The 19243-nt window shown below is 64.7% G+C and carries 19 protein-coding genes and 1 pseudogene; 6 read left to right on the forward strand and 14 right to left on the reverse strand.

What is annotated here, in order from left to right; translation table 11 throughout:
* Positions 1–473 precede the first annotated feature (473 nt).
* Genes serS through HW932_RS13975 form a run of 3 tightly spaced genes read right to left on the reverse strand, consistent with a single transcriptional unit; the run spans position 474 to position 2657 of the window.
* Complete coding sequence (serS, locus tag HW932_RS13965; RefSeq protein ID WP_176977098.1) at positions 474–1748, reverse strand: serine--tRNA ligase; 1275 nt, start codon at positions 1746–1748, stop codon at positions 474–476.
* A 45-nt stretch (positions 1749–1793) separates the two neighbouring features.
* Entirely contained in the window at positions 1794–2405 is a 612-nt protein-coding gene (locus HW932_RS13970) for a class I SAM-dependent methyltransferase (protein ID WP_176977099.1), read from the reverse strand.
* 39 nt (positions 2406–2444) lie between these two features.
* Complete coding sequence (locus HW932_RS13975; protein ID WP_176977100.1) at positions 2445–2657, reverse strand: hypothetical protein; 213 nt, start codon at positions 2655–2657, stop codon at positions 2445–2447.
* 72 nt (positions 2658–2729) lie between these two features.
* Between HW932_RS13975 and HW932_RS13980 the strand changes: the two genes are divergently transcribed.
* Together HW932_RS13980 and HW932_RS13985 are read left to right on the forward strand one after the other, a co-directional pair.
* Positions 2730–4214, forward strand: a complete 1485-nt coding sequence (locus tag HW932_RS13980) for a vWA domain-containing protein (protein ID WP_176977101.1) — start codon at positions 2730–2732, stop codon at positions 4212–4214.
* A 3-nt stretch (positions 4215–4217) separates the two neighbouring features.
* Positions 4218–5126, forward strand: coding sequence for a hypothetical protein (locus tag HW932_RS13985; protein WP_176977102.1), 909 nt, complete (start codon positions 4218–4220; stop codon positions 5124–5126).
* A 15-nt stretch (positions 5127–5141) separates the two neighbouring features.
* Here the strand turns inward: HW932_RS13985 and HW932_RS13990 are convergent, their stop codons facing one another.
* From HW932_RS13990 to HW932_RS14040, 11 genes and pseudogenes are all read right to left on the reverse strand, one after another.
* Complete coding sequence (locus HW932_RS13990; RefSeq protein ID WP_176977103.1) at positions 5142–5594, reverse strand: hypothetical protein; 453 nt, start codon at positions 5592–5594, stop codon at positions 5142–5144.
* Positions 5591–6829: a glucose-1-phosphate adenylyltransferase family protein gene (locus HW932_RS13995; RefSeq protein ID WP_176977104.1), complete on the reverse strand. Its 1239-nt coding sequence runs from the start codon at positions 6827–6829 to the stop codon at positions 5591–5593. Before HW932_RS13995 ends, HW932_RS13990 begins: the two co-directional genes overlap by 4 nt.
* Positions 6830–7008: 179 nt before the next feature.
* Positions 7009–8463, reverse strand: a complete 1455-nt coding sequence (hldE, locus tag HW932_RS14000) for a bifunctional D-glycero-beta-D-manno-heptose-7-phosphate kinase/D-glycero-beta-D-manno-heptose 1-phosphate adenylyltransferase HldE (protein WP_176977105.1) — start codon at positions 8461–8463, stop codon at positions 7009–7011.
* A gap of 18 nt (positions 8464–8481) precedes the next feature.
* Entirely contained in the window at positions 8482–8862 is a 381-nt protein-coding gene (locus tag HW932_RS14005) for a type II toxin-antitoxin system PemK/MazF family toxin (protein WP_343047366.1), read from the reverse strand.
* Positions 8859–9113 (reverse strand): AbrB/MazE/SpoVT family DNA-binding domain-containing protein, encoded by a 255-nt coding sequence (locus tag HW932_RS14010; protein ID WP_176977107.1) that lies wholly within the window; start codon positions 9111–9113, stop codon positions 8859–8861. The genes HW932_RS14005 and HW932_RS14010 overlap by 4 nt, the downstream gene beginning before the upstream one ends.
* An 87-nt stretch (positions 9114–9200) precedes the next feature.
* Complete coding sequence (locus tag HW932_RS14015; RefSeq protein WP_246296839.1) at positions 9201–9950, reverse strand: polysaccharide deacetylase family protein; 750 nt, start codon at positions 9948–9950, stop codon at positions 9201–9203.
* Between the two features lie 43 nt (positions 9951–9993).
* Positions 9994–10545: a tyrosine-type recombinase/integrase gene (locus HW932_RS22125; protein ID WP_176977178.1), complete on the reverse strand. Its 552-nt coding sequence runs from the start codon at positions 10543–10545 to the stop codon at positions 9994–9996.
* A pseudogene (locus HW932_RS21880) lies at positions 10533–10778 on the reverse strand (BRO-N domain-containing protein); the annotation flags it as partial. The pseudogene HW932_RS21880 and the gene HW932_RS22125, both read right to left, overlap by 13 nt.
* A gap of 343 nt (positions 10779–11121) precedes the next feature.
* Positions 11122–11574 carry a hypothetical protein gene (locus tag HW932_RS14030; protein ID WP_176977109.1) on the reverse strand — a complete coding sequence of 151 codons (453 nt, stop codon included), beginning with the start codon at positions 11572–11574 and terminating at the stop codon, positions 11122–11124.
* A gap of 98 nt (positions 11575–11672) precedes the next feature.
* Complete coding sequence (locus HW932_RS14035) at positions 11673–12125, reverse strand: DUF4124 domain-containing protein (protein ID WP_176977110.1); 453 nt, start codon at positions 12123–12125, stop codon at positions 11673–11675.
* A gap of 203 nt (positions 12126–12328) precedes the next feature.
* Complete coding sequence (locus HW932_RS14040) at positions 12329–12748, reverse strand: hypothetical protein (protein WP_176977111.1); 420 nt, start codon at positions 12746–12748, stop codon at positions 12329–12331.
* A gap of 200 nt (positions 12749–12948) precedes the next feature.
* Between HW932_RS14040 and mnmA the strand changes: the two genes are divergently transcribed.
* From mnmA to HW932_RS14060, 4 genes are all read left to right on the forward strand, one after another.
* Positions 12949–14064: a tRNA 2-thiouridine(34) synthase MnmA gene (gene mnmA / locus HW932_RS14045; RefSeq protein ID WP_176977112.1), complete on the forward strand. Its 1116-nt coding sequence runs from the start codon at positions 12949–12951 to the stop codon at positions 14062–14064.
* A gap of 63 nt (positions 14065–14127) precedes the next feature.
* Positions 14128–14781: a high frequency lysogenization protein HflD gene (gene hflD / locus HW932_RS14050; protein WP_176977113.1), complete on the forward strand. Its 654-nt coding sequence runs from the start codon at positions 14128–14130 to the stop codon at positions 14779–14781.
* A complete protein-coding gene (locus HW932_RS14055; RefSeq protein WP_176977114.1) occupies positions 14778–18158 on the forward strand; it encodes a response regulator in 3381 nt (1126 codons plus the stop codon). The genes hflD and HW932_RS14055 overlap by 4 nt, the downstream gene beginning before the upstream one ends.
* 4 nt (positions 18159–18162) lie before the next feature.
* Positions 18163–19137, forward strand: a complete 975-nt coding sequence (locus tag HW932_RS14060; RefSeq protein ID WP_246296840.1) for a diguanylate cyclase domain-containing protein — start codon at positions 18163–18165, stop codon at positions 19135–19137.
* The last annotated feature ends 106 nt before the right edge of the window (positions 19138–19243 follow it).

Below are 19243 nucleotides of genomic sequence, written 5' to 3' on the forward strand. Positions count from 1 at the left end.
TCAATCACGCCCCCTATTCTGCTCAGGTCTGGACTTCACGAAAGCTAACAGCTAAAGTAATCTGTTCGAGCGACGCTGGATCGATTCTACACTCTTTGTCTGCGGATTCGACTTATAGCACATGCCGTAACATCAAACAACAGACAAAGCCACCAATGATCGTTTTGGGATCGATTCATTGCCAAATCCAGTCAGTCCGGCGTCAAAGACAAGATCCTCGACGCTATACAGAATGCGCTTCAGTGGCAGGTGCGCCGCGCGAAGGCGTATCTGACGGCTTTCCCGGATAAGCACCTGAAGCAACACACCCGCGAGGACGTGACCGGCTATCTTGAGCAGACGGGTCGACTAGGCGGAATTGCGAACTGGCCGCTTGCGCATTTACTGGTGCGGCGAATCACCCGACGACTCTCGGGGATGTTCACTCCGCCCCCGGCATCGTCCAGCGGGGGCGGTCCTGTTCACAATCCAGGCTAAGACAGCCGCTCGATCCCACCCATATAAGGCCGCAACACCTCGGGAATGATCACACTCCCATCGGCCTGCTGATAGTTCTCCAGCACCGCGACCAGGGTCCGTCCGACCGCCAGCCCCGAGCCGTTGAGCGTATGCACCAGCTCCGGCTTGCCGGTCTCGGGATTGCGCCAGCGGGCCTGGAGCCGACGCGCCTGGAAATCCCCGAAATGGCTGCACGACGAAATCTCGCGATAGGCGCCCTGCCCCGGCAGCCAGACTTCCAGGTCATAGGTCTTGCGCGCCGAGAACCCGAGATCGCCCGTGCACAGTGTCACGACCCGATAGGCCAGTCCCAGCCGTTGCAGAATCGACTCGGCATGCCCGGTCAGCGCCTCCAGCGCCTGCGCCCCATCCTCGGGCCGCACGATCTGCACCAGCTCGACCTTCTCGAACTGATGCTGACGGATCATGCCGCGCGTGTCCTTGCCGTAGGAGCCGGCCTCGCTGCGGAAGCACGGCGTATGCGCCACCCATTTGCGCGGCAGGCTGTCGGCCTCCAGGATCAGATCGCGCGCCAGATTGGTCACAGGCACTTCGGCGGTCGGGATCAGATAGAAATCGCGCTCGCCCGGCACCCTGAACAGATCGGCCTCGAACTTGGGCAACTGGCCGGTGCCGCGCAGACTGTCGGCATTGACCAGATAGGGCACATAGGTCTCGGTATAGCCATGCTCGCCGGTGTGCACGTCGAGCATGAACTGGATCAGCGCCCGATGCAGCCGCGCCATGGGGCCGGAGAGCGTGACGAAGCGCGACCCCGTCACCTTGGCCGCGAGATCGAAGTCCATCCAGCCGTTGCGCGCCCCGAGATCGACATGATCCTTGGGTTCGAAGTCGAACGCCGGCGGCGTGCCCCAGCGGCGTTCCTCGCGGTTGTCCGACTCGTCGCGCCCGTCCGGAACCTCGGCAGCGGGCAGATTGGGCAGACTCAGACTGATGTCGGTCAGCTCGTCCTGGATCGCGCTCAACCGCGACTCGGCGGCCTTGAGTCGGTCGCCCAGATCGGCGACCTCGGCCAGCAGCGGCGCGATGTCCTCGCCAGCCGCCTTGGCGCGCCCGATCGACTTGGAGCGCGTGTTGCGCGTGTTCTGGAGTTCCTGAACCTGGATCTGGAGCGCCTTGCGCTCGGTCTCCAGGGACTCGATCCGCGCGGTGTCGAGCACCAGACCGCGCCGGGCCAGTTGCTCGGCAACCTGATCGAGTTCGGTGCGCAACGAACGTGGGTCTAGCATCGATGATTCCTTCGGCGTGAATGAGAAAAAAGACGGATACGGAGGCTATCCCGGCGCGCGCACGCCGAACGGAACCTTCCAGAACGCGGCGCTGAAATCGCCGGCCAGATAGCCTTCATGAATCTGATAGTCAACCTCCAGCGCCTGGGCCAGATGCTTGATCTCGCGTGGCTGATAGAGGTTGTAGATCGGCGAGGTGTCCCAACCCTTGAGCAGGTTGAAGACGAAGCCGTGACGGCTCGCCTCCAGACAGCGCTCGATGAAGCGCCGCGTCTCCTCGCGGGTGAAGGTGTTCATGGCCCCGCTACAGAGATAGACATCGGCCTCGGGCAGCACGCTGTCCTCGTCGAGGATGTCGAGGACATGGATCTCGCAGCCGGTGCGCCGGCGCGCGGCCTCGACCATGGGGGGCATGACATCGAGCCCGATATAGCGCTTCGGCCGGTCGCCGGTGCGGTCCAGATAGGCGAAGAGATCGCCGAAGCCGCAGCCGGCGTCGGCCAGGGTCAACCGGGACAGATCCGGCGGCAGAAAGGAACGCAGCACCCGGAAGCGGACTTCCTGGGTCTCGGTCGAATTCCACTGCACGCCCTCGGCCGTCTCGCCGTGGGTGTCGAGCGCGCTGCCATAGAAGATCTCGGTATCGACTCTGGGCATGTCAACTGCATTCCTGGGACGTGATTCTCGGGGGATGTCTCAAGCCTCGGCCAACAGGGCCTGACTACAGGGTACGGCGCGCTTCAGGACACAGTCCGAACAGCGCGGTCGACTCCGGCAGACCTGTTTGGCGTGCTCGACGAGCGACGCATGGTACTCCTTGTAGCGCGGCACGTCAGGTTCGAGCGCCTGCTCGAAGGCGTAGAGCAGGATGTCGTCGGCTGCTGCCCTTGACCGCGAGCAGCCGCTCATCACTCATCGAATCCCCCTCGGCTCGGATCGGTTAAACTCATTTCCACGTCGACTCAACGTGATGATCGTCGAATGCCACACGAAGCCCCCATGGTCAATCTTCGCAACAGCACGATACGCACATCCCCGGCTCCAGTGAATCTTACCGTGATCGGTCTGGCGCTGTTCTGTCTGCTGCTCGGAGCACTGCCGGCGCCCGCTCTCGCGGCAGTAGATGTGGTTCTCGCCCTGGACCGTTCGCTCAGCATGAACAGCAACGATCCGCGCCGCGACAGCCTCAAAGGGGCCGAGCTCTTCACTGAACTGCTCCAGACCGGCGACCGGCTCTCGCTGCTGACCTTCGGGCATGACTCACAAATCCTGATGCCGCTCAAGACGCTCGACGATCCGTCCAGGCGCAATCAGGCGCTCGACCTCGTGCGCGGGATCGTGATGGACGGCACGCGCACCGATTTCAGCGCCGCGCTCCGCAGTGCTTACAGAACCCTCACTGCCGGCGGGCGTGATCCGGAGGCCAAACGGATCCTGGTGATCTTCACCGATGGTCAGCTCAACCTGGGGTCGGAGGCGGCCACGGCCCAGGCGCGCGCCGAGATCATCGACAAGCTGATTCCCAGATTCCAGGCCGCCGGTCTCCAGATCCACGGCGTGGCCTTCTCACCCGAGGGCGACATCGACTTCCTGCGTCTGCTCACCGACTCGACCGGCGGACAGGCTTTCCGCGCCGAGCGCCCGGAAGACATCTATCCGGCCTTCGTCAAGCTCTTCGAGCAGGCCGACCAGCCGCTGACGGCGCCTGTGGTCGACGGACAGGTCGAGGTCGACGCCAATGTGCGCGAACTCAAGCTCCTGGTCCAGCGCGACCCCAACGGCGCACCGACCCGCCTGACCGATCCGAGCCAGCGCGAGCTGACCGCCGGCGATCAGGTCGAGGGCGTGACCTGGCGCAGCACCGAGCACTTCGATCACATCACCATCCAGCAACCGGAGGCCGGTTCCTGGCAGATCAGCGGCCAGAACCAGGACAAGCGCGCCTATCTGGAGAGCGATCTCGATCTGGAGGCCAAGCTGCCGGTGCTGGCCACGGTCGACGAAGCCGTGACCGTCGCGGCTCGGCTCATCTATCGCGGCCAGGGCGTCGACGAGCGGCTCGCCAGCAATACCGCCTTCAGCGCCACCCTGCTCGATGCGGCGGGGACGCCCCTGAAACGCATCGATCTCAGGCCGGATATGTCCGCGCCCCAGGCGACCCGCCGCCATCAGGGGCCGCTGAGCTTCACCGCTCCCGGCCCCTATCAGGTTCGGGTCACGGCCGAGAGTGAGAGCTTCCAGCGCACCAAGATCCTTTCGATGAGCGTACTCCCGGCCGACCAGCCGCCCGCGACCAGCGACGATCTGCTGTTCGACGATGAACAGGGCGCGGCGATCGCGATCGTGGTCGGCGCCAATCTGGTCCTGCTCGTGATCGGCGGGATCGCCGGCGGGATCTGGTGGTGGCGGCGTCGCCGGCGCAAGCTGGAGGCACAGCGGGACATCGACGACCTTCCGGGAGCCTGAGCCATGACCATGAGCCATTATGTCTGGATCTACGGACTGGCCGAGGCGCTCGCCCTGGTCTTGATCGTGACCATCGTGCTGGGCGTCAAGTGGTGGCGGCTGCGCAAGGAGCGTCAGGACTGGCTCAAGCTCGCCGAGCGGATCGATCAAATGATCGCCGACGAGATCGCGCGCGCCCGCGACACCCGCACCAAGCGCCCCGAACTGCGCGACGGCTGGATCGCCACCCTGCACGCCATTGCCAAGCCGTTTCGTCATGAACGTCTGGCCGAGGAAGCCGCCTGGCAGGAGGTCTTCAGTGCGATCGACCGCTGTTTCGAGGGACTGGCGCGCATCGCCCCGAGTCCGGCGGCGACCGCGAAACCCGAGACCTCGACGATCCTGCTTCAGGAGGCCGGGCTGTCCTCGCCCAACATGGAAGCCGACATCGACGATCTGCTGCAACAGTATCAGCAGGGCCGCTCGGCGATTGCTTCCAGCCAGTCCACGGATGTCGATCTCAAGTCGAAATACGGCGCGCTCAAGCAGGTCAGCGAAGGACTCCTGGCCCGTATCGCGACCGTCGGCAAGGGCGGCGGAGAGGCCGATATGCTGGCGCTACGCCAGGAGCTCGATCTGTTCATGCAGAGCAATCTGGATTTCATGCAGGCGGCCTACAACGCCGAGCGCAACATCAACTCGCTGGAGCAACAGTTCGACGACTTCGAGGAGCGCATCCACAACCTGCAGGTCTCGGTCAACAACTACCGCAAATCCGTGCACAAGCTCGTCACCGAGCGCGACCTGCTCATCGAGGAGAAGCAGCAGTTCATCACCCAGCTCGAACTCAAGGACAAGGTGATCGCGCGTCTGAACCGCAACTACGAGACCCTGAGACGCGAGTACACCAAGATCTACAGCGGCATCGAGTGACGGCGGCGAAGATCCTCAGTCCTGGCGATGTTCCTTTTGATGGCGCGCGTGCTGGTCGAGCAGGGAGATCAGGGCCTCGCGGCTGATCTTGCCCTGCCCGACCAGGATCTCGCCGAGCGGGGTGCGCTGCCCCTTCAGTGCCCTCAAAACCGTTTTAGGGTCAGTGCCCGCCGGTAGACCCTGCCGGCGCATCGCTTCTTCGAAGCTGACCAGCTCACGGCGCTGGCAGTCCCACAGACGCCCGAGTTCCTCCAGTGACAGCAGCCCTTGCGCGATCAGTGCAAAGGCGGACATCGTGCTCAGGTCGCGCTGCACCCGCAGCGCCTCGATGATATCGGACTCCGGGATGTGACCGCCGAGCACCAGAAAGCGCCCGAACAGCAGCGGGACATCCGGCAGTTCGAAGGCGTCCGACTCCGACACGCCTGCCAAGCCTTCGAACACGGGTCTTTCGATGTGTTCTTTCATGTGGCCAACCCTCGCGATGAGGCCTCTTCACTCGTGACCACGACGATGCCGTCGGGCGAGACATCGAAGCGTTCGCGATCACGCCGTGCGTCGAAACCGATCCGATCGCCGGGCGCGATCCTGACGTCCTTTTCGACGATGCAGTTACGCAGATGCGCGCCCGCCCCGACCCGGACTCCATGAAAGAGGATAGACGCCTCGACGATGGCGCCGTCCTCGACCCGCACCTGGGGAAACAGGATCGAGTGATTGACGCCGCCGCCGCTGATGACGGTGCCGGCCGCCAGCATCGAGTTGACGAAGACGCCCTCGTTGCCGGTCTGCGGTCCGGGGACGGTGCGGGCGGGCGGATACTGCCCCTGATAGGTGTGGATGGTCCAGTCGGGCTGATAGAGATCGAGCGGCGGCTCGGCGCGCAGCAGCGCCATGTTGGCCTGATAGTAGGCGTCGACCGAGGCCAGATCGCACCAGTAGCGGTCCGGCGTCACCCGTCCGCGCGCCTGACCGAAGCGATAGGCGCGAACCGGATGCGCCGCGAGCCGTGGCGCGATGACGTCGAGCGCCAGATCCGCATCGGGCGAGACACCGCGCTCGTAGCCGGCCAGGGCGTCGAGCAGCACGGACTTGTCGAACAGATAGACGCCCATGGTCTCCTGGCGCTCGCCCTCCGCCGTCTCCGCATCATCGGCCCCCGAACCGGGCGCGTGCAGTTCTCGAATAAGCTCATCGGCATCGAGCACGACTCGCGCCTGACGTCCGGCGCCCGGAGCCGACACGGCGCGCACGGCCACCGTGATCGCCGCTCCGGTCTCGCGATGGGCACGCGCCAGCTCGGCATAGTCCATGCGATAGATGGCCTCCCCTTGGAGGATCAACACCTGGCTGGCGCGATTGCGCTCGATCAGATAGCGGTTCTGGCGGATGGCATCGAAGGGGCCGCTGTACCAATCCTGGCTCTCGCGCATCTGGGGCGGAACCGGGGTGATGAACTCGCCGAGTTCGGGATTGAAGATCGACCAGCCGTCACGCAGATGTTTCTGCAACGAATGGCTCTTGTACTGCGTCAGCACCAGCACCTGACGCAGTCCCGAATGCAGACAGTTGGCCAGGGTGAAATCGATGATCCGGTACTTGCCGCCGAAGGGCACGGCGGCTTTGGTACGCTGGCGGGTCAGGGCGTCGAGCCCCAGGCCGCGATCCTGAGCCAGGATGAGAATCAGGGTGTCGGAGGACATGATGGCAGAGCGAACCCTTGGCGATGAGTGAGAAGGCGGTCGACGCACGGCCGGACACTGAGGCGATGTCCGGAACAGCGCATCATCGTAGGATGGGCAGCGCGTCGTGATGCCCATCGTCCCCGGCTGAGTCTAAACTGCGCGCGGTCGGTCGATCCAGACATGCCGCCGACGTTCCTTCAGGCTCCGTCGCCGCGCCGACCGATGGCGCCGATGATACGGCTCGTCGAGCGTCCGGGCACGAAATCGAGTACGCGCACCTCGCCGCCGCGCGCCAGCACCGCGTCGGCGCCGGCGATCTGCTCGGGCTGATAGTCGCCGCCCTTGACCAGCACGTCCGGCCCGACGGCGCGGATCAACGCCTCGGGCGTGTCCTCGCCGAAGGGGCAGACCCAGTCGACTGAGGCCAGCCCGGCCAGCACCGCCATGCGCTGCTCGACGCCATTGATCGGACGGCCCTCGCCCTTGAGCCGGCGCACCGAATCGTCGTCGTTGACGGCGACGATGAGCCGGTCGCCGAGTCGCCTGGCCTGCTGGAGATAGGCCACATGCCCGTCGTGCAGGATGTCGAAGCAGCCGTTGGTCATGACCAGACGCTCACCGGCGGCGCGCGCGGCCTCAGCCGCTGCGATCAACCCGGCGCGATCGAGGATCGGACGCCATTCGATACCGCGATGGGCGCGCTCCAGTTCGGCCGCGCCGACGCTGGCCGTGCCCAGCTTGCCGACGGCCAGACCGGCGGCACAGTTGGCCAGGGCGCAGGCTTCGGCCAGCTCGGCGCCGGCGGCCAGCGCGGCGGCCAGGGTCGCGATGACGGTATCGCCAGCGCCCGTGACGTCGAAGACCTCGCGCGCGCGGGTCGGCAGATGCAGCGCCTCGGCGCCTGCGCGCACCAGCAGCATTCCGCGCTCGCCGAGCGTCACCAGCAGCGCCTCCAGTCCCAGTTCGGCGCGCAGACGTTCGGCCCGTTCGATGAGCGTGGCGTCATCCGGGCAGGCGCCGACGATCTCCTCCAGCTCGGCACGGTTCGGCGTCAGCAGGGTGGCGCCCCGATAGCGGCTGAAATCGCGGCCTTTGGGGTCGATCAGGACCGGCTTGCCCTGGGCGCGAGCCATCCGGATGAGTCCTTGCGGATCGTCGAGCGTGCCCTTGGCATAGTCCGAGAGCAGCAGCAGATCACAGTCGGCGAACGCGGGCGCGACCAGTCCCGGCAGCGGGTCAGGCCCATTCGGCGCCAGCGAGCGCTCGAAATCCAGCCGGATGAGCTGTTGATGATGACTGAGCACGCGCAGCTTGGTGATGGTCGGCACGCCGGCGCGGCGTTCGAAACGGGTGGCGATCCCCTGCCCGCTCAGGCGCGTTTCGAGGATCGCGGCGGCCTCGTCGTCGCCGGTCACGCCGGCCAGCGTCACGCGCGCGCCGAGCATGGCCAGATTGAGCGCGACATTGGCCGCGCCGCCGGGCCGATCCTCGACGCCCTCGACATGCACCACAGGCACCGGCGCCTCGGGCGAGATGCGGCGTGTGGCGCCGGTCCAGTAGCGGTCGAGCATCAGATCGCCGGCTACCAGCACTCGGGCGCGCGCGAAATCAGGGAAGGTCTGGAGACCGAGGGGGAGTTTGCAGGCGGTCATCCTAGCTCCGGAGATCGATCAAGCGATCTGCACGATTTGATTGAGAATCGCACAAACTTCAGTGAACTGGGCCTCGCCGAGTCGCTTCATCGGATGGGGCCGGGCCTGCCTGACACGCCAATCGAAGGACTTCGGTTGATGGCACAGCACGAAGCTGGTTTTGTGCGCGCCCTGTTTGCGCGCGGTTCCAACGGCGACGGCAAATGGGTTGTCGGCATTGTATTCGGCCGTGGTCATGGGCAGACCGATGACCAGCGACGTGCGTTCGTTGAACAGGCGTGGCGACAGTACGAGAAAGGGATGGAGATCGCGCATTTCACGTCCAGCCTGCGGGTTGCAGTCGATCCAGATGATGTCCCGTCGATCGGGCGACCAGTTCGCCGCTGTGGTCCGACTCACCAACGCTCGGCCCCCAGAGGCTCGGTCTCGGCCATGACCTCGCCGCCATGGCGGGTCGGGTCATAGCGCGCCAGCCGTTGTTCCAGTGTGGGGTGTCTGTCGTCGACCGGAGCGATGATCACACGTCCATCCTCTGCAAAGACACGCACCCGCTGATCGACCTGCAGATGCGCTTCGCGCGCGATCGCCGCCGGAAGTCGCACCCCGAGGCTGTTACCCCAGTATTTGATATCGAGAAAGGCTTGAGTCACGATCGATCACCTGGCCGGATGGTTTAAATCGAGTTTAAACATGGCGACCTGGATTTGGCTAGCGCCCCGATCGGTCATGGATCGCGTCTAGGATGCGGTCCCGGCAGCCAGACGCCGACGCCACTCGATCAGTTCGGGTTTGGGCGCGTGCTTGACGGCGAGTTTCCACCAATAGCCGAGCCGATCGTCACCGAAGGAGATCGCCTTGCGCGGCAGTACCAGCGGGTGATCGTCCGGCCCAGCCGCGCCGCGCAGACAGGTCGTCGCGCTCCGGTAGCCGGCCTCCCCGGCCAGTTGCACCGTCGTCTGGTCGAAGCTGCCGAAGGGATAGCAGAGATGCAGCACGGGCGCGCCGAGCACGTCTTCGAGCGCCGCGCGGCTGTCGACGAGCTGACGGCGCTGAGCCTCGGGATCGAGCGTACCGAGCTTGAGATGATCGACGCTGTGAGAACCGATCGTGATGCCGGCCGCGTGCAGCTCGCGCAGACGCCCGGCGCTCATCAGGGTCGGGATCGGGCGGCCCGGATCCTTGGCGAACCATTCGGCGCGGCGTCCAAGCCAACCGCTGATGGCATAGACGGTCGCCGGAAAACCATGACGCTCCAGCACCGGCCAGGCATACTCGGCGAAGTTGTCATAGGCATCGTCGAAGGTCAGAACTACGGCACGCGCCGGTAGCGGACGCTCACCGCGCAGACCGGCCAGGGCGTCGTCGAGACCCAGCACCCGATAGCCGAGGCGCGCGAGCAGATCCATCTGAGCGGCGAAGCGCCGATGGTCGCAATAGTTGGCGCGATGTGCACGCATCGGCGCGAACACGCCGACCTGATGGTACATCAAAATCGACACCCTGTTTAAGCTAGGTTTCATGCGGGTTCTGTTATCCCCCTGTGCCTGTTTTTGCTATGTCCCCGACGATTCGCAGACCCGTTTCGATGCGCGCGGCGTGCTCGGCCAGGTGCTCCGGTGACAGATGCGCATACCGCTGGACCATAGCAATCGTCGACCATCCGCCCAACTCCTGGAGCACATGCAGTAGCGTCCCAGCCTGGACGTGCCAGCTCGCCCAGGTGTGCCGCAGATCGTGCCAGCGGAAGTTCTCGATCTCGGTCGCTCGACACGCCTTCGTGAATGTCGCGTGATCGGCGCGACGCATGGGCGTCCATTCGATGCGCCCCTTGCCGCATCCAGATAGAACGTCGGCAGGCTGCTGATGCCTTTCTCCAGGCCGAACTCCTTGCGCAGTCGCGCATAGGCGGCGTGACTGGCGCTGCCCTCCATGTGGAAGTTGGTCTTGAGCAGATAGACGATCTGGGAGAGCTTGGCCAGATCGGCGCTGTTGACCGTCTCCATCGCCTGCGGGATCTCGGGGTTCGGGATCTGGTAGGAGCCTGTCTTGCGGATCGAGGGCAGGACTTCGGACGTGACCCATTTCCTGAACCGGTGCGGAACTGTCCCCGGCTTGGTGGCGTTGCGGCAACGCAGGATCAGGGTGTAGAGGCCGGATTCGTTGATGATGCCGACTTTTCTTACACCTTCCGTCGTGTCGGTTAAACCGACACCCCTTTCGTCGTCGTCCAGTTTCTCAAGCGCATCGCGGTTGTTGACGATGCCGAGCGCCGCGCAAACATCAGTCGCGACGAACCAAGGGTCGCCGTCGACCATGAGACACGGACGTTGAAGGATTGGTCGAACGAGAAGGACAAGGGCGCGGTCGCGCTGGTGGCTGAAGATGCCATGACAGGCTCCTATTCAGGGTTATCAACGCCCACCGCCTGAGACCAATCAGGATGGTGGGTCGACTGTGGCGGGTTGGTCTACCTGGAATAGGAACAGGCGCATCTTGCGATGCCCCACACACAGCCGCCCCATAGGAACCGCTATGCTGCGCACATAAAAAACCGCACTGTCGAGGCGCGGTTGGTGCGCCTATTCTCCGGGAGACCAATCCCGATCGCTGATGTGCAGCGACCGGGACAGGCTATCCCCGAAGGCGCGCGGGTGTCACCTATCGATTCGAGCGGTAGGTCGATGAGCCGGTGATCTTGCCGTCCTTCATGCGGATCGTCTGGATCGTGTTGCCGCTCTGATACGTCCGGCTCTCATACGAGCCGCTCCGGTAGACGCTCGACGGCGTGCCCATGTCGTCCAGCAAGCGTTCAGTGCGCCGCCGACTTTGCTGGTCAGCTTGATCGGCCTGATATTGAGTCGCACGCATTTGAGTGATCGAGTTAGCGGCTTCAGCCTCCATGACCTGCTGATTGTAGGTCTCTTGCGCGGATCGATTTGCCGCTTCGACGCGCGCTGGGTCGCCCCATGCCGGGACCGCATCCAGAAAACGGACGCCCTCTCCGGTTTCCATTCGGTCGCGCTCGGCTTTCATGGCGCTGGCCGAAATGGACTGCCCTGCCGCTGGTGTTGCGATCAGAACGGCGAGCATGATGATTGTGGTCTTACGCATGGTCCTGCCTCCGTGTGTTGTTATGCCCTGCCAGTGTGGCCGACCCGTGGCGCGCGGTTGCTGCTCGTGGTCAACTTCAGCGGGCGGTCGTTAAGCGGTCAGCGCCCGCCGCGCAACCGCTCCAGCTCGGCCTGATAGCGCGCATTGGCGTTGGCTTCGTCCTGGGAGAGCGCCTGGAGGTAGGTTGCGCCGGCCTGATTGTTGTTGGCGCGTGCCCGATTTGCCTGGATCTCGGCCAGCGTGCGCTGATGCTCAGCGGCCAATTCGGCCTCATACAGCCGCCGATTGGCCTCGATCCGCATCGCGCGCCGCCGATCGATCCCGTCCTCGATCATCTGCTGATGCGTCTCGACCCGCTGCCGATGCGCTTCGATCTGGTCGGCGCTCGGTCGGTGGACGTCGACATCGATCGACTGAGCCTCAGTCGCGCATTGCGTCTGCGAGAAGATTGTCCGGCCGGTGGCCGGGTCGGTGCATTTGAACATCTGGGCCTGAACTGAGCCGCCGGTCAGTGTGGCGATGATGGCGAGTGCGAGCGTGGTCTTGCGCATGGTCCTGCCTCCGTGTGTCGTTGTTGGCTGTGCCGAAAACTGTGCCGGTACAGCATGGGTCGAGCATGGAAAATCCGTGGTTCTGGGCTGGAGTTGAACAGCGAGCGCGGCGTATGCTGTTGTTTTATAAGTTATAGCTGTCGATTCGGCTGGTACATGAGTATCGAAACGCGCGGCCTGGATGGCGTGAACATCGGCGTCCCTCAGGCGATCGAAGCCGCCGTCTCGCGGACACTCGCCCTCACCCGCTCGTGTTCACGGATCACCGGACGCGCGGACAGATAGGTCTCGACCAGTGCATAGAGTTCGAGCGCGGCGCGCTTGGCGCGGTCGAGCGCCAGACGGTCGAAGCAGATCTGAGTCGGCTTGACGCGCAGATAGGAATCGGGACCGGCGCAACGCTCGAAGATGGCGCGCGCCTCGCGCTCGAAGGCCGCGAAATCGGTGCGAATCCGGACATCGGCCTCGGGCGACAGGGTGACATAGTCCCAGAGCACGTCGGCCGAAGTCTCGGCGCTGCGGATCACGATATAGGGGGTGCGTGTCTGGCGGCAATGATGGAACCAATCGGTATCCATGAACGGATCCCGGGCATCGACCAGATCGAAAGTCGCCTCTGACATGACAGTCTCTCTCGTGCTGTATCCTTGTGACATCGTCGTGAACCGACCACGGGCCGGCACTCGGATCTCGGGTGGTTCGCGCCAGCGAGTCGGCTCCCGACGCGGTTTGGTCTGTGATCGGGTTCCAAGGATGAACCCTCGCGGACGCCCTGTCGATTCTGGATCTCCCCAAGTTCAACCATCGCCTCGTCATTGCGTTTATGTCTCCAAACACCCAACCCCCTTCCCCCCGGCGCGTCATCGTCGGTCTCTCCGGCGGCGTCGATTCAGCCATCGCCGCCCATCGGCTGCTCGAACAGGGCTATGCGGTCGAGGCGCTGTTCATGAAGAACTGGGAGGAGGACGACGCCGAGGGTTACTGCGCCGCCGCCGAGGATCTGGCCGACGCGCGCGCGGTGGCCGAGCGGCTCGGGATCCGGCTGCATACGGTCAACTTCTCGGCCGAGTACTGGGATCGGGTCTTCGAGTATTTTCTGCGCGAATACCAGGCGCTGCGCACGCCCAACCCGGACGTGCTCTGCAACCGCGAAATCAAGTTCGCCGCCTTCCTCGACCATGCGCTCGGCCTGGGCGCCGAGGCGATCGCGACCGGACACTATGCCCGGGTCGTCGCCGACGCGCAGGGCGGCTATCACCTGCATCGCGCCGTCGACGCCGACAAGGATCAGACCTATTTCCTGCATCTGCTCGACCAGGAGCAGTTGTCGCGCGCGTTGTTTCCGCTCGCCGATCTCACCAAGGGCGAGGTGCGCGCCCTGGCCCGCCGACTCGGTCTGGCCAATGCCGCCAAGAAGGACAGCACCGGCATCTGCTTCATCGGCGAGCGGCGTTTCAGCGACTTCCTCGCCCGCTATCTGCCGCGCGAGCCGGGACCGATCGAGACGCCCGAAGGCGTGCGGCTCGGCGAGCATCACGGGCTGGCCTATTACACCCTCGGCCAGCGTCAGGGACTCGGGATCGGCGGAGTCAGTCAGGGACGCGAGGCGCCCTGGTATGTCGCTGTCAAAGACAGCGCGAACAACCGGCTGATCGTGGTCCAGGACAGCCGGCATCCGCTGCTGATGTCGACCGGGCTGGAGGCGCTCCAGCCCCACTGGATCAGCGGCCGGGCGCCCGAGACGCCGTTTCGCTGTCTGGCGCGCCTGCGCCATCGCCAAGCGTTGCAAGCCTGCGAACTGGTCGAGATCGGGGCCGATGGATGCCGGGTGCGCTTCGACGAGCCGCAGCGTGCGGTCACGCCCGGTCAGTCGGTCGTCTTCTATCAGGGAACTGAGTGTCTGGGCGGGGCCGTCATCGAGCGTGGCTTGGCGTCCTGAGCCTCGAATGCGTTGTAAGATGGCGTCATCTGCCACAACGTATTGCGATCGAGATCCCTGTCCATGCCCCATACAAACCTGGAGCGCACCATCGCCCTCGCCGGCCTCTATCAGGCCGTCAACTGCGTCATCCGCATCGCCCGCCAGGGTTCGGTCGATGCCGAGATCATGCAGCCCTGCATCTACAGTCTGTTCCAGGTCGATGCCGAGAACGTCGAGTCGGTCTTCGGCGAGCCGGGCGTGCTGGCCAATGGCGCGCGCCGGCTCGTCGCCCAGTTGACCGGCCGGCCCGAGCGCGACCTGGAGCTGACGCGCTATGCGGTCCAGGTCATCAAGCTCGAACGCGAGCTGGCCAGACGGCCCGACCTGCTCGACATCATCGCCGAGGGCATCCGCGAGGCGCAGTCCAAGCGCGTCCATTTCGACCTGCTCCACCCCAATCTGCTGGCCCATTTCGCTGATCTCTACAGCCAGACGCTCAGTCATCTGCAACCGCGTATCCTGATCCACGGCGACCCGTTGCATTTGCGCAATCCAGACAACCAGAACCGGCTGCGCGCGCTGCTGCTGGCGGCGGTGCGCGCGGCGCGGCTGTGGCGTCAGGTCGGCGGCTCGCGCTGGCAACTGCTGTTTCGCAACCGGCCGATCCTGGAAGACGCACAGCATTATCTACAGGGAGCCTCATACTCGGGTTCGGGTTCTGAGCCTGAAAAATGAAACCGCTCGCGTTACCCGCCTCGCAGCTCATCTGGCTGGCCACCGCCGGCCTGGCCGTGGTCGTCGGCATCGGTCTTGCCACCCATGCAGCCACCCGGCAGACCCTCGATCAGCTCGCCTTCGAGAGCGAACAAGTCGTCACGCTCAATACGGAAAATCTGGAACGGATGCTGATCGAGGTCAGCCGCGACCTGGGCTATCTGGCGCGCGGCCGTCCACTGAGCGAAGCGATTGCCGACACCATCCCTGGCAAACTCGACAGCGTGCAGCATGACTGGCGCCTCTTCGCCTCGGCCAAGCCGCAATACGACCAGATCCGCTGGATCGACGAGAACGGACAGGAACGCGTCCGCGTCAATCAGTCGCCGAACGGCCCGGTGGCCGTCGCGGAGGCTGAGCTACAGAACAAGGCCGATCGCTACTACTTCGTCGAGGCCATGCGGCTGTCACCCGGCGACATCTATGTCTCGCCGCTGGACTTGAACATCGAGCACGGCATCATCGAACAGCCGCGCAAGCCAATGCTGCGTCTGGCCAAGCGTCTGTTCGACCGTGACGGCCACAGTCGCGGCATCGTCATCGTCAACTATCTGGCGCTCAATCTGCTCGAGGCCCTGGCCAATCAACACCGCTCCAACATCTGGCTGCTAAATCCGGACGGCTATTGGCTTCGCGGCCCTGATGCGGCCGACGAATGGGGCTTCATGTTCGAGCGTCCGGATCTCTCGCTGGCGCGACGCTATCCGATGGTCTGGGCGCGCATCCTCCAGGAGCGAAGCGGGCAGTTCGAGACGGCAAACGGGATCTGGAGCTTCGATACCGTGGTCCCGGCGGTGGTGATGGCCGGCGATCAGGGTGCGCGCCCGCTCCAGTCCGGAACCGACGCATGGCCGGGCGACACCTCGCTCACCGGCCAGGGCGACGCCTTCTGGAAAGTGGTCAAGAATGTGCCCCGGACCGAATACCGGGCCGAGCTTCAGGCGGTCTGGCTACGCTATGGCAGTTTGTTGCTCGGACTGCTGGCGATCGTCTTTGGGGCGGCGTATTCGCTGCGGCGCAGTCAGCAACGCGAGATCGAGGCGCACCAGACGCTGGCGCATCGCGAAACCGCCGAGGCACAGGCGGCCAACGAGGCCAAGAGCGCCTTTCTGGCCAACATGAGTCATGAAGTGCGAACACCCATGAACGCGGTGCTCGGCTTTCTCGACATGCTGCTCGACACCCCGCTCGATCAGGAACAGCGCACTCTGGTGCAAAAGGTCAAGCACTCGGCACGGGCGCTGTTGGGTATCCTCAACGACATTCTCGACTTCTCCAAGATCGACGCCGGCAAGGTGGAACTGGAGTCCACGCCGTTCCGGCTCGAACAGGTACTGCGTGAATGCGTCGAGCTGTTCGATATCACGGCGACCGAGAAAGGTCTGGAGGTGATCATCGACGCCCCGGCGGCACTCATCGGACGCTATCGCGGTGATCCGCTGCGCTTGAGCCAGATCCTCAACAACCTGCTCGGCAACGCCATCAAGTTCACTGAGCACGGGAGCGTGGTGATCGCCGTGCAGGCCTGCGGCGACGACGAAGACCGACAGCGCCGGCTGCGCTTCGAGGTGCGCGACACGGGGATCGGTCTGAGTTCCGAACTGACCGCGCGATTGTTCCAACCCTTCATTCAGGCCGATGTCTCCACCACGCGCCGCTTCGGCGGCACGGGTCTCGGACTGACCATCTGCAAGCGTCTCGTCGAACTGATGGGTGGAGCGATCGGCGTCGACAGCGAGGCGGGCGCCGGGGCAACGTTCTGGTTCGAGCTGCCGCTCGAGATCGAGGCGGGCGGAGAGGCGGCACCGCCGTCGCGTCTCAGACGCGAGCGCGTACTGGTGGTCGACGATCACGACGGCGCGCGGGCCGTCCTGGAACGCCGTCTGGTGAAGTGGGGGTTCGATGTCGACTGTCTGGCGGATGCCGAAAGCGCGCTCCAGTCGATCCTTCAGGCCGCGACCACCGGGCGCCCCTTCTCGCTGCTGCTCGTGGACTGGCGAATGCCCCACAAGGATGGTCTGTGGCTGCTGGCGCAGCTGCACGCCGCTCAGACCACCGGACGACTCAAGCGCACGCCGAGCGTGGTCATGGTCACGGCGCACGAGCGCCATGCTCTGTTGCGGGCGGCGGCCGACGGGCCGGTGCTTCCGGATGCCGTTTTGAGCAAGCCCGTCACCTCCTCGCAACTCTTGGACACCATCGCCGACTTGCAGCGCCACGGTTTCGTGCATCTGCCCGAGACCGAGTCCGGTGTCGTTGATCTCCAGACCCGCGCCGCGCGTATCCGAGGGGCTGAGTTGCTGCTGGTGGAGGACAACCCGACCAATCAGGAGATCGCCCAAGCGATGCTGCGCAAGATGGGATTGCGGGTGAGCCTGGCCAACAATGGTCGCGAAGCCTTGGACTGGCTCGCCGAGCACGAGGCCGACCTGGTCCTCATGGATCTGCAGATGCCGGTGATGGGCGGACTCGAAGCCACGGCCGCCATTCGCGCCACGGATCGGGGGCGGGAACTGCCGATCATCGCCATGACCGCCGCCGCCTTTGCGGACGACCGTCAGCGTGTACTCGACGCCGGCATGAACGATTATGTCAGCAAGCCCGTCGACCCCCAGCAACTGCTCGTCACCCTGCTGCGCTGGCTGCCGGAGCGAGCGGATACGGGCGCCCCGGCACCGACGGTCACGGCAATGCCCTCTGCCACGACCGAGCCATTGGTCGCTGCGCCGCCAGAGCCGGAGATCCGGCTCGCCGGATTCGATCTGACCGCGACCCGGCGCCGGCTGGACGGCGATGAGCCCTTGCTGATCCGGATTCTGCGTGGCTTCATGCGCGACTTTGCGGATTGGCCTGCCGAGTTCGCCGCCGCGCGCGCCGAGAACGATACGAGCCGCCTGCAACATCAGGCCCACACACTGAAGGGGGCCGCCGCCAATGTCGGCGCCGTCGAGGTCGCGACGACGGCCGTGGCCCTTGAACAGGCGCTGATCGAAGGGGCTGAAGCGCACCGGATCGACGCGCTCCAGACACGGTGTCTGACCGCGCTGACTGCCGCCATCGAGGCGCTACGCGACTACTTGGTCGACGATCTGCCGACACCTGTCTTGTATCAAACCGACACCGCGCTCACGGCCGCTTTGGCCGATCTCGCTGAACTGAAATCGCTGTTGACCCGGCATCGGCTGGTGCCGGAGTCGTTGCTTCAGCGTCTGCGCCAACATCTCGGTGTCCATCCGGCCGCGACCATGCTGGAGCGGCTGATCGAGCGGATCCAGTCGTTCGACTTCAAGGCGGCGCTGGACGAACTTGACGCATTGCAACGAACGATCGAATCCTGAACGCATGACCACACCACCCTTGTCCACCTCGAACCTCGACTGGACCCAGCCCCCGAGCATGGCCGTGGACGCCGACGAACTCCCACGCCTATTGCTGATCGACGATGATCCGAGCAGTCTGCGTCTGGCCGCCGGCATCCTCGGATCGGACTACACCCTCATCTTCGCCACCTGCGGTCGTGACGCACTCGATCTGGTGGCCGAAACGCCTGAGCTGATCCTGCTCGACTACCAGCTCCCGGACATCGACGGTTTGGAGGTGTGCCGCCGCTTCAAAGCCGATCCGGCCAGTGCCGACATCCCGGTGATCTTCATCACCGCCGATCAGGATCCGGTCCTGGAGGCCGCCGGACTCGAGGCCGGAGCCGTGGATTTCGTCACCAAGCCTTACTCGGCGGCCGTGCTGCGCGCGCGGGTGCGCACCCATATCCTGCTCAAGCGCAAGACCGACTTGCTCGCGCGACTCGCTCACCTCGATGGTCTCACCAATGTCGCCAACCGGCGGAGTTTCGATCAGATTCTGGAGAAGGAGTGGCGACGCGCTCAGCGCAGTGGCCGCCCCGTATCGCTGGTGATGATCGATGCCGATCACTTCAAGGACGTCAACGACGCCTGGGGGCATCAGATGGGCGACGAGTGTCTGCGCGGCATCGCCCATTTGGCCGCTTCGCAGATCCGGCGTCCGGCCGACTTGCTGGCGCGCTACGGCGGCGAGGAGTTCGTGCTGCTACTGCCGGAGACCGATGCCCATGGGGCCAGACAGTTGGCCGAAGCCATCCGCGCCGGGATCGAATCTGGATTTGCGCAACCGGCCAAGCAGGGAGAAGGTCCGGCACTGACGGCCAGCCTTGGTTGCGCCACCCTGATCCCCAGCCCCGGTGATCGGCCCGAAACGCTGGTACAACTGGCCGACCGCAACCTCTACCTGGCCAAGTCCAATGGACGCAACCGGGTGGAGCCGGCCGAGGACACGCCCTGACCCTCCCCGAGCGCTCGCCTATCCAAACGACAGCCTTTCGTTGCAGTGCAGCATATGGAATATCCCAGCACCGGACGCTAGAATCGAGCGCTCCAAACGATAACTA

The sequence above is a fragment of the Allochromatium humboldtianum genome (assembly GCF_013385175.1).
Classification (GTDB): Bacteria; Pseudomonadota; Gammaproteobacteria; order Chromatiales; family Chromatiaceae; genus Thermochromatium; species Thermochromatium humboldtianum.

What these genes read in the sequence shown, in the direction of transcription:
- serS (WP_176977098.1), bottom strand. Translation starts at nt 1,748, where the DNA reads ATGCTAGACCCACGTTCGTTGCGCACCGAACTCGATCAGGTTGCCGAG.
- HW932_RS13970 (WP_176977099.1), bottom strand. Translation starts at nt 2,405, where the DNA reads ATGCCCAGAGTCGATACCGAGATCTTCTATGGCAGCGCGCTCGACACC.
- HW932_RS13975 (WP_176977100.1), bottom strand. Translation starts at nt 2,657, where the DNA reads ATGAGCGGCTGCTCGCGGTCAAGGGCAGCAGCCGACGACATCCTGCTC.
- HW932_RS13980 (WP_176977101.1), top strand. Translation starts at nt 2,730, where the DNA reads ATGCCACACGAAGCCCCCATGGTCAATCTTCGCAACAGCACGATACGC.
- HW932_RS13985 (WP_176977102.1), top strand. Translation starts at nt 4,218, where the DNA reads ATGACCATGAGCCATTATGTCTGGATCTACGGACTGGCCGAGGCGCTC.
- HW932_RS13990 (WP_176977103.1), bottom strand. Translation starts at nt 5,594, where the DNA reads ATGAAAGAACACATCGAAAGACCCGTGTTCGAAGGCTTGGCAGGCGTG.
- HW932_RS13995 (WP_176977104.1), bottom strand. Translation starts at nt 6,829, where the DNA reads ATGTCCTCCGACACCCTGATTCTCATCCTGGCTCAGGATCGCGGCCTG.
- hldE (WP_176977105.1), bottom strand. Translation starts at nt 8,463, where the DNA reads ATGACCGCCTGCAAACTCCCCCTCGGTCTCCAGACCTTCCCTGATTTC.
- HW932_RS14015 (WP_246296839.1), bottom strand. Translation starts at nt 9,950, where the DNA reads ATGTACCATCAGGTCGGCGTGTTCGCGCCGATGCGTGCACATCGCGCC.
- HW932_RS22125 (WP_176977178.1), bottom strand. Translation starts at nt 10,545, where the DNA reads ATGGGTCACGTCCGAAGTCCTGCCCTCGATCCGCAAGACAGGCTCCTA.
- HW932_RS14030 (WP_176977109.1), bottom strand. Translation starts at nt 11,574, where the DNA reads ATGCGTAAGACCACAATCATCATGCTCGCCGTTCTGATCGCAACACCA.
- HW932_RS14035 (WP_176977110.1), bottom strand. Translation starts at nt 12,125, where the DNA reads ATGCGCAAGACCACGCTCGCACTCGCCATCATCGCCACACTGACCGGC.
- HW932_RS14040 (WP_176977111.1), bottom strand. Translation starts at nt 12,748, where the DNA reads ATGTCAGAGGCGACTTTCGATCTGGTCGATGCCCGGGATCCGTTCATG.
- mnmA (WP_176977112.1), top strand. Translation starts at nt 12,949, where the DNA reads ATGTCTCCAAACACCCAACCCCCTTCCCCCCGGCGCGTCATCGTCGGT.
- hflD (WP_176977113.1), top strand. Translation starts at nt 14,128, where the DNA reads ATGCCCCATACAAACCTGGAGCGCACCATCGCCCTCGCCGGCCTCTAT.
- HW932_RS14055 (WP_176977114.1), top strand. Translation starts at nt 14,778, where the DNA reads ATGAAACCGCTCGCGTTACCCGCCTCGCAGCTCATCTGGCTGGCCACC.
- HW932_RS14060 (WP_246296840.1), top strand. Translation starts at nt 18,163, where the DNA reads ATGACCACACCACCCTTGTCCACCTCGAACCTCGACTGGACCCAGCCC.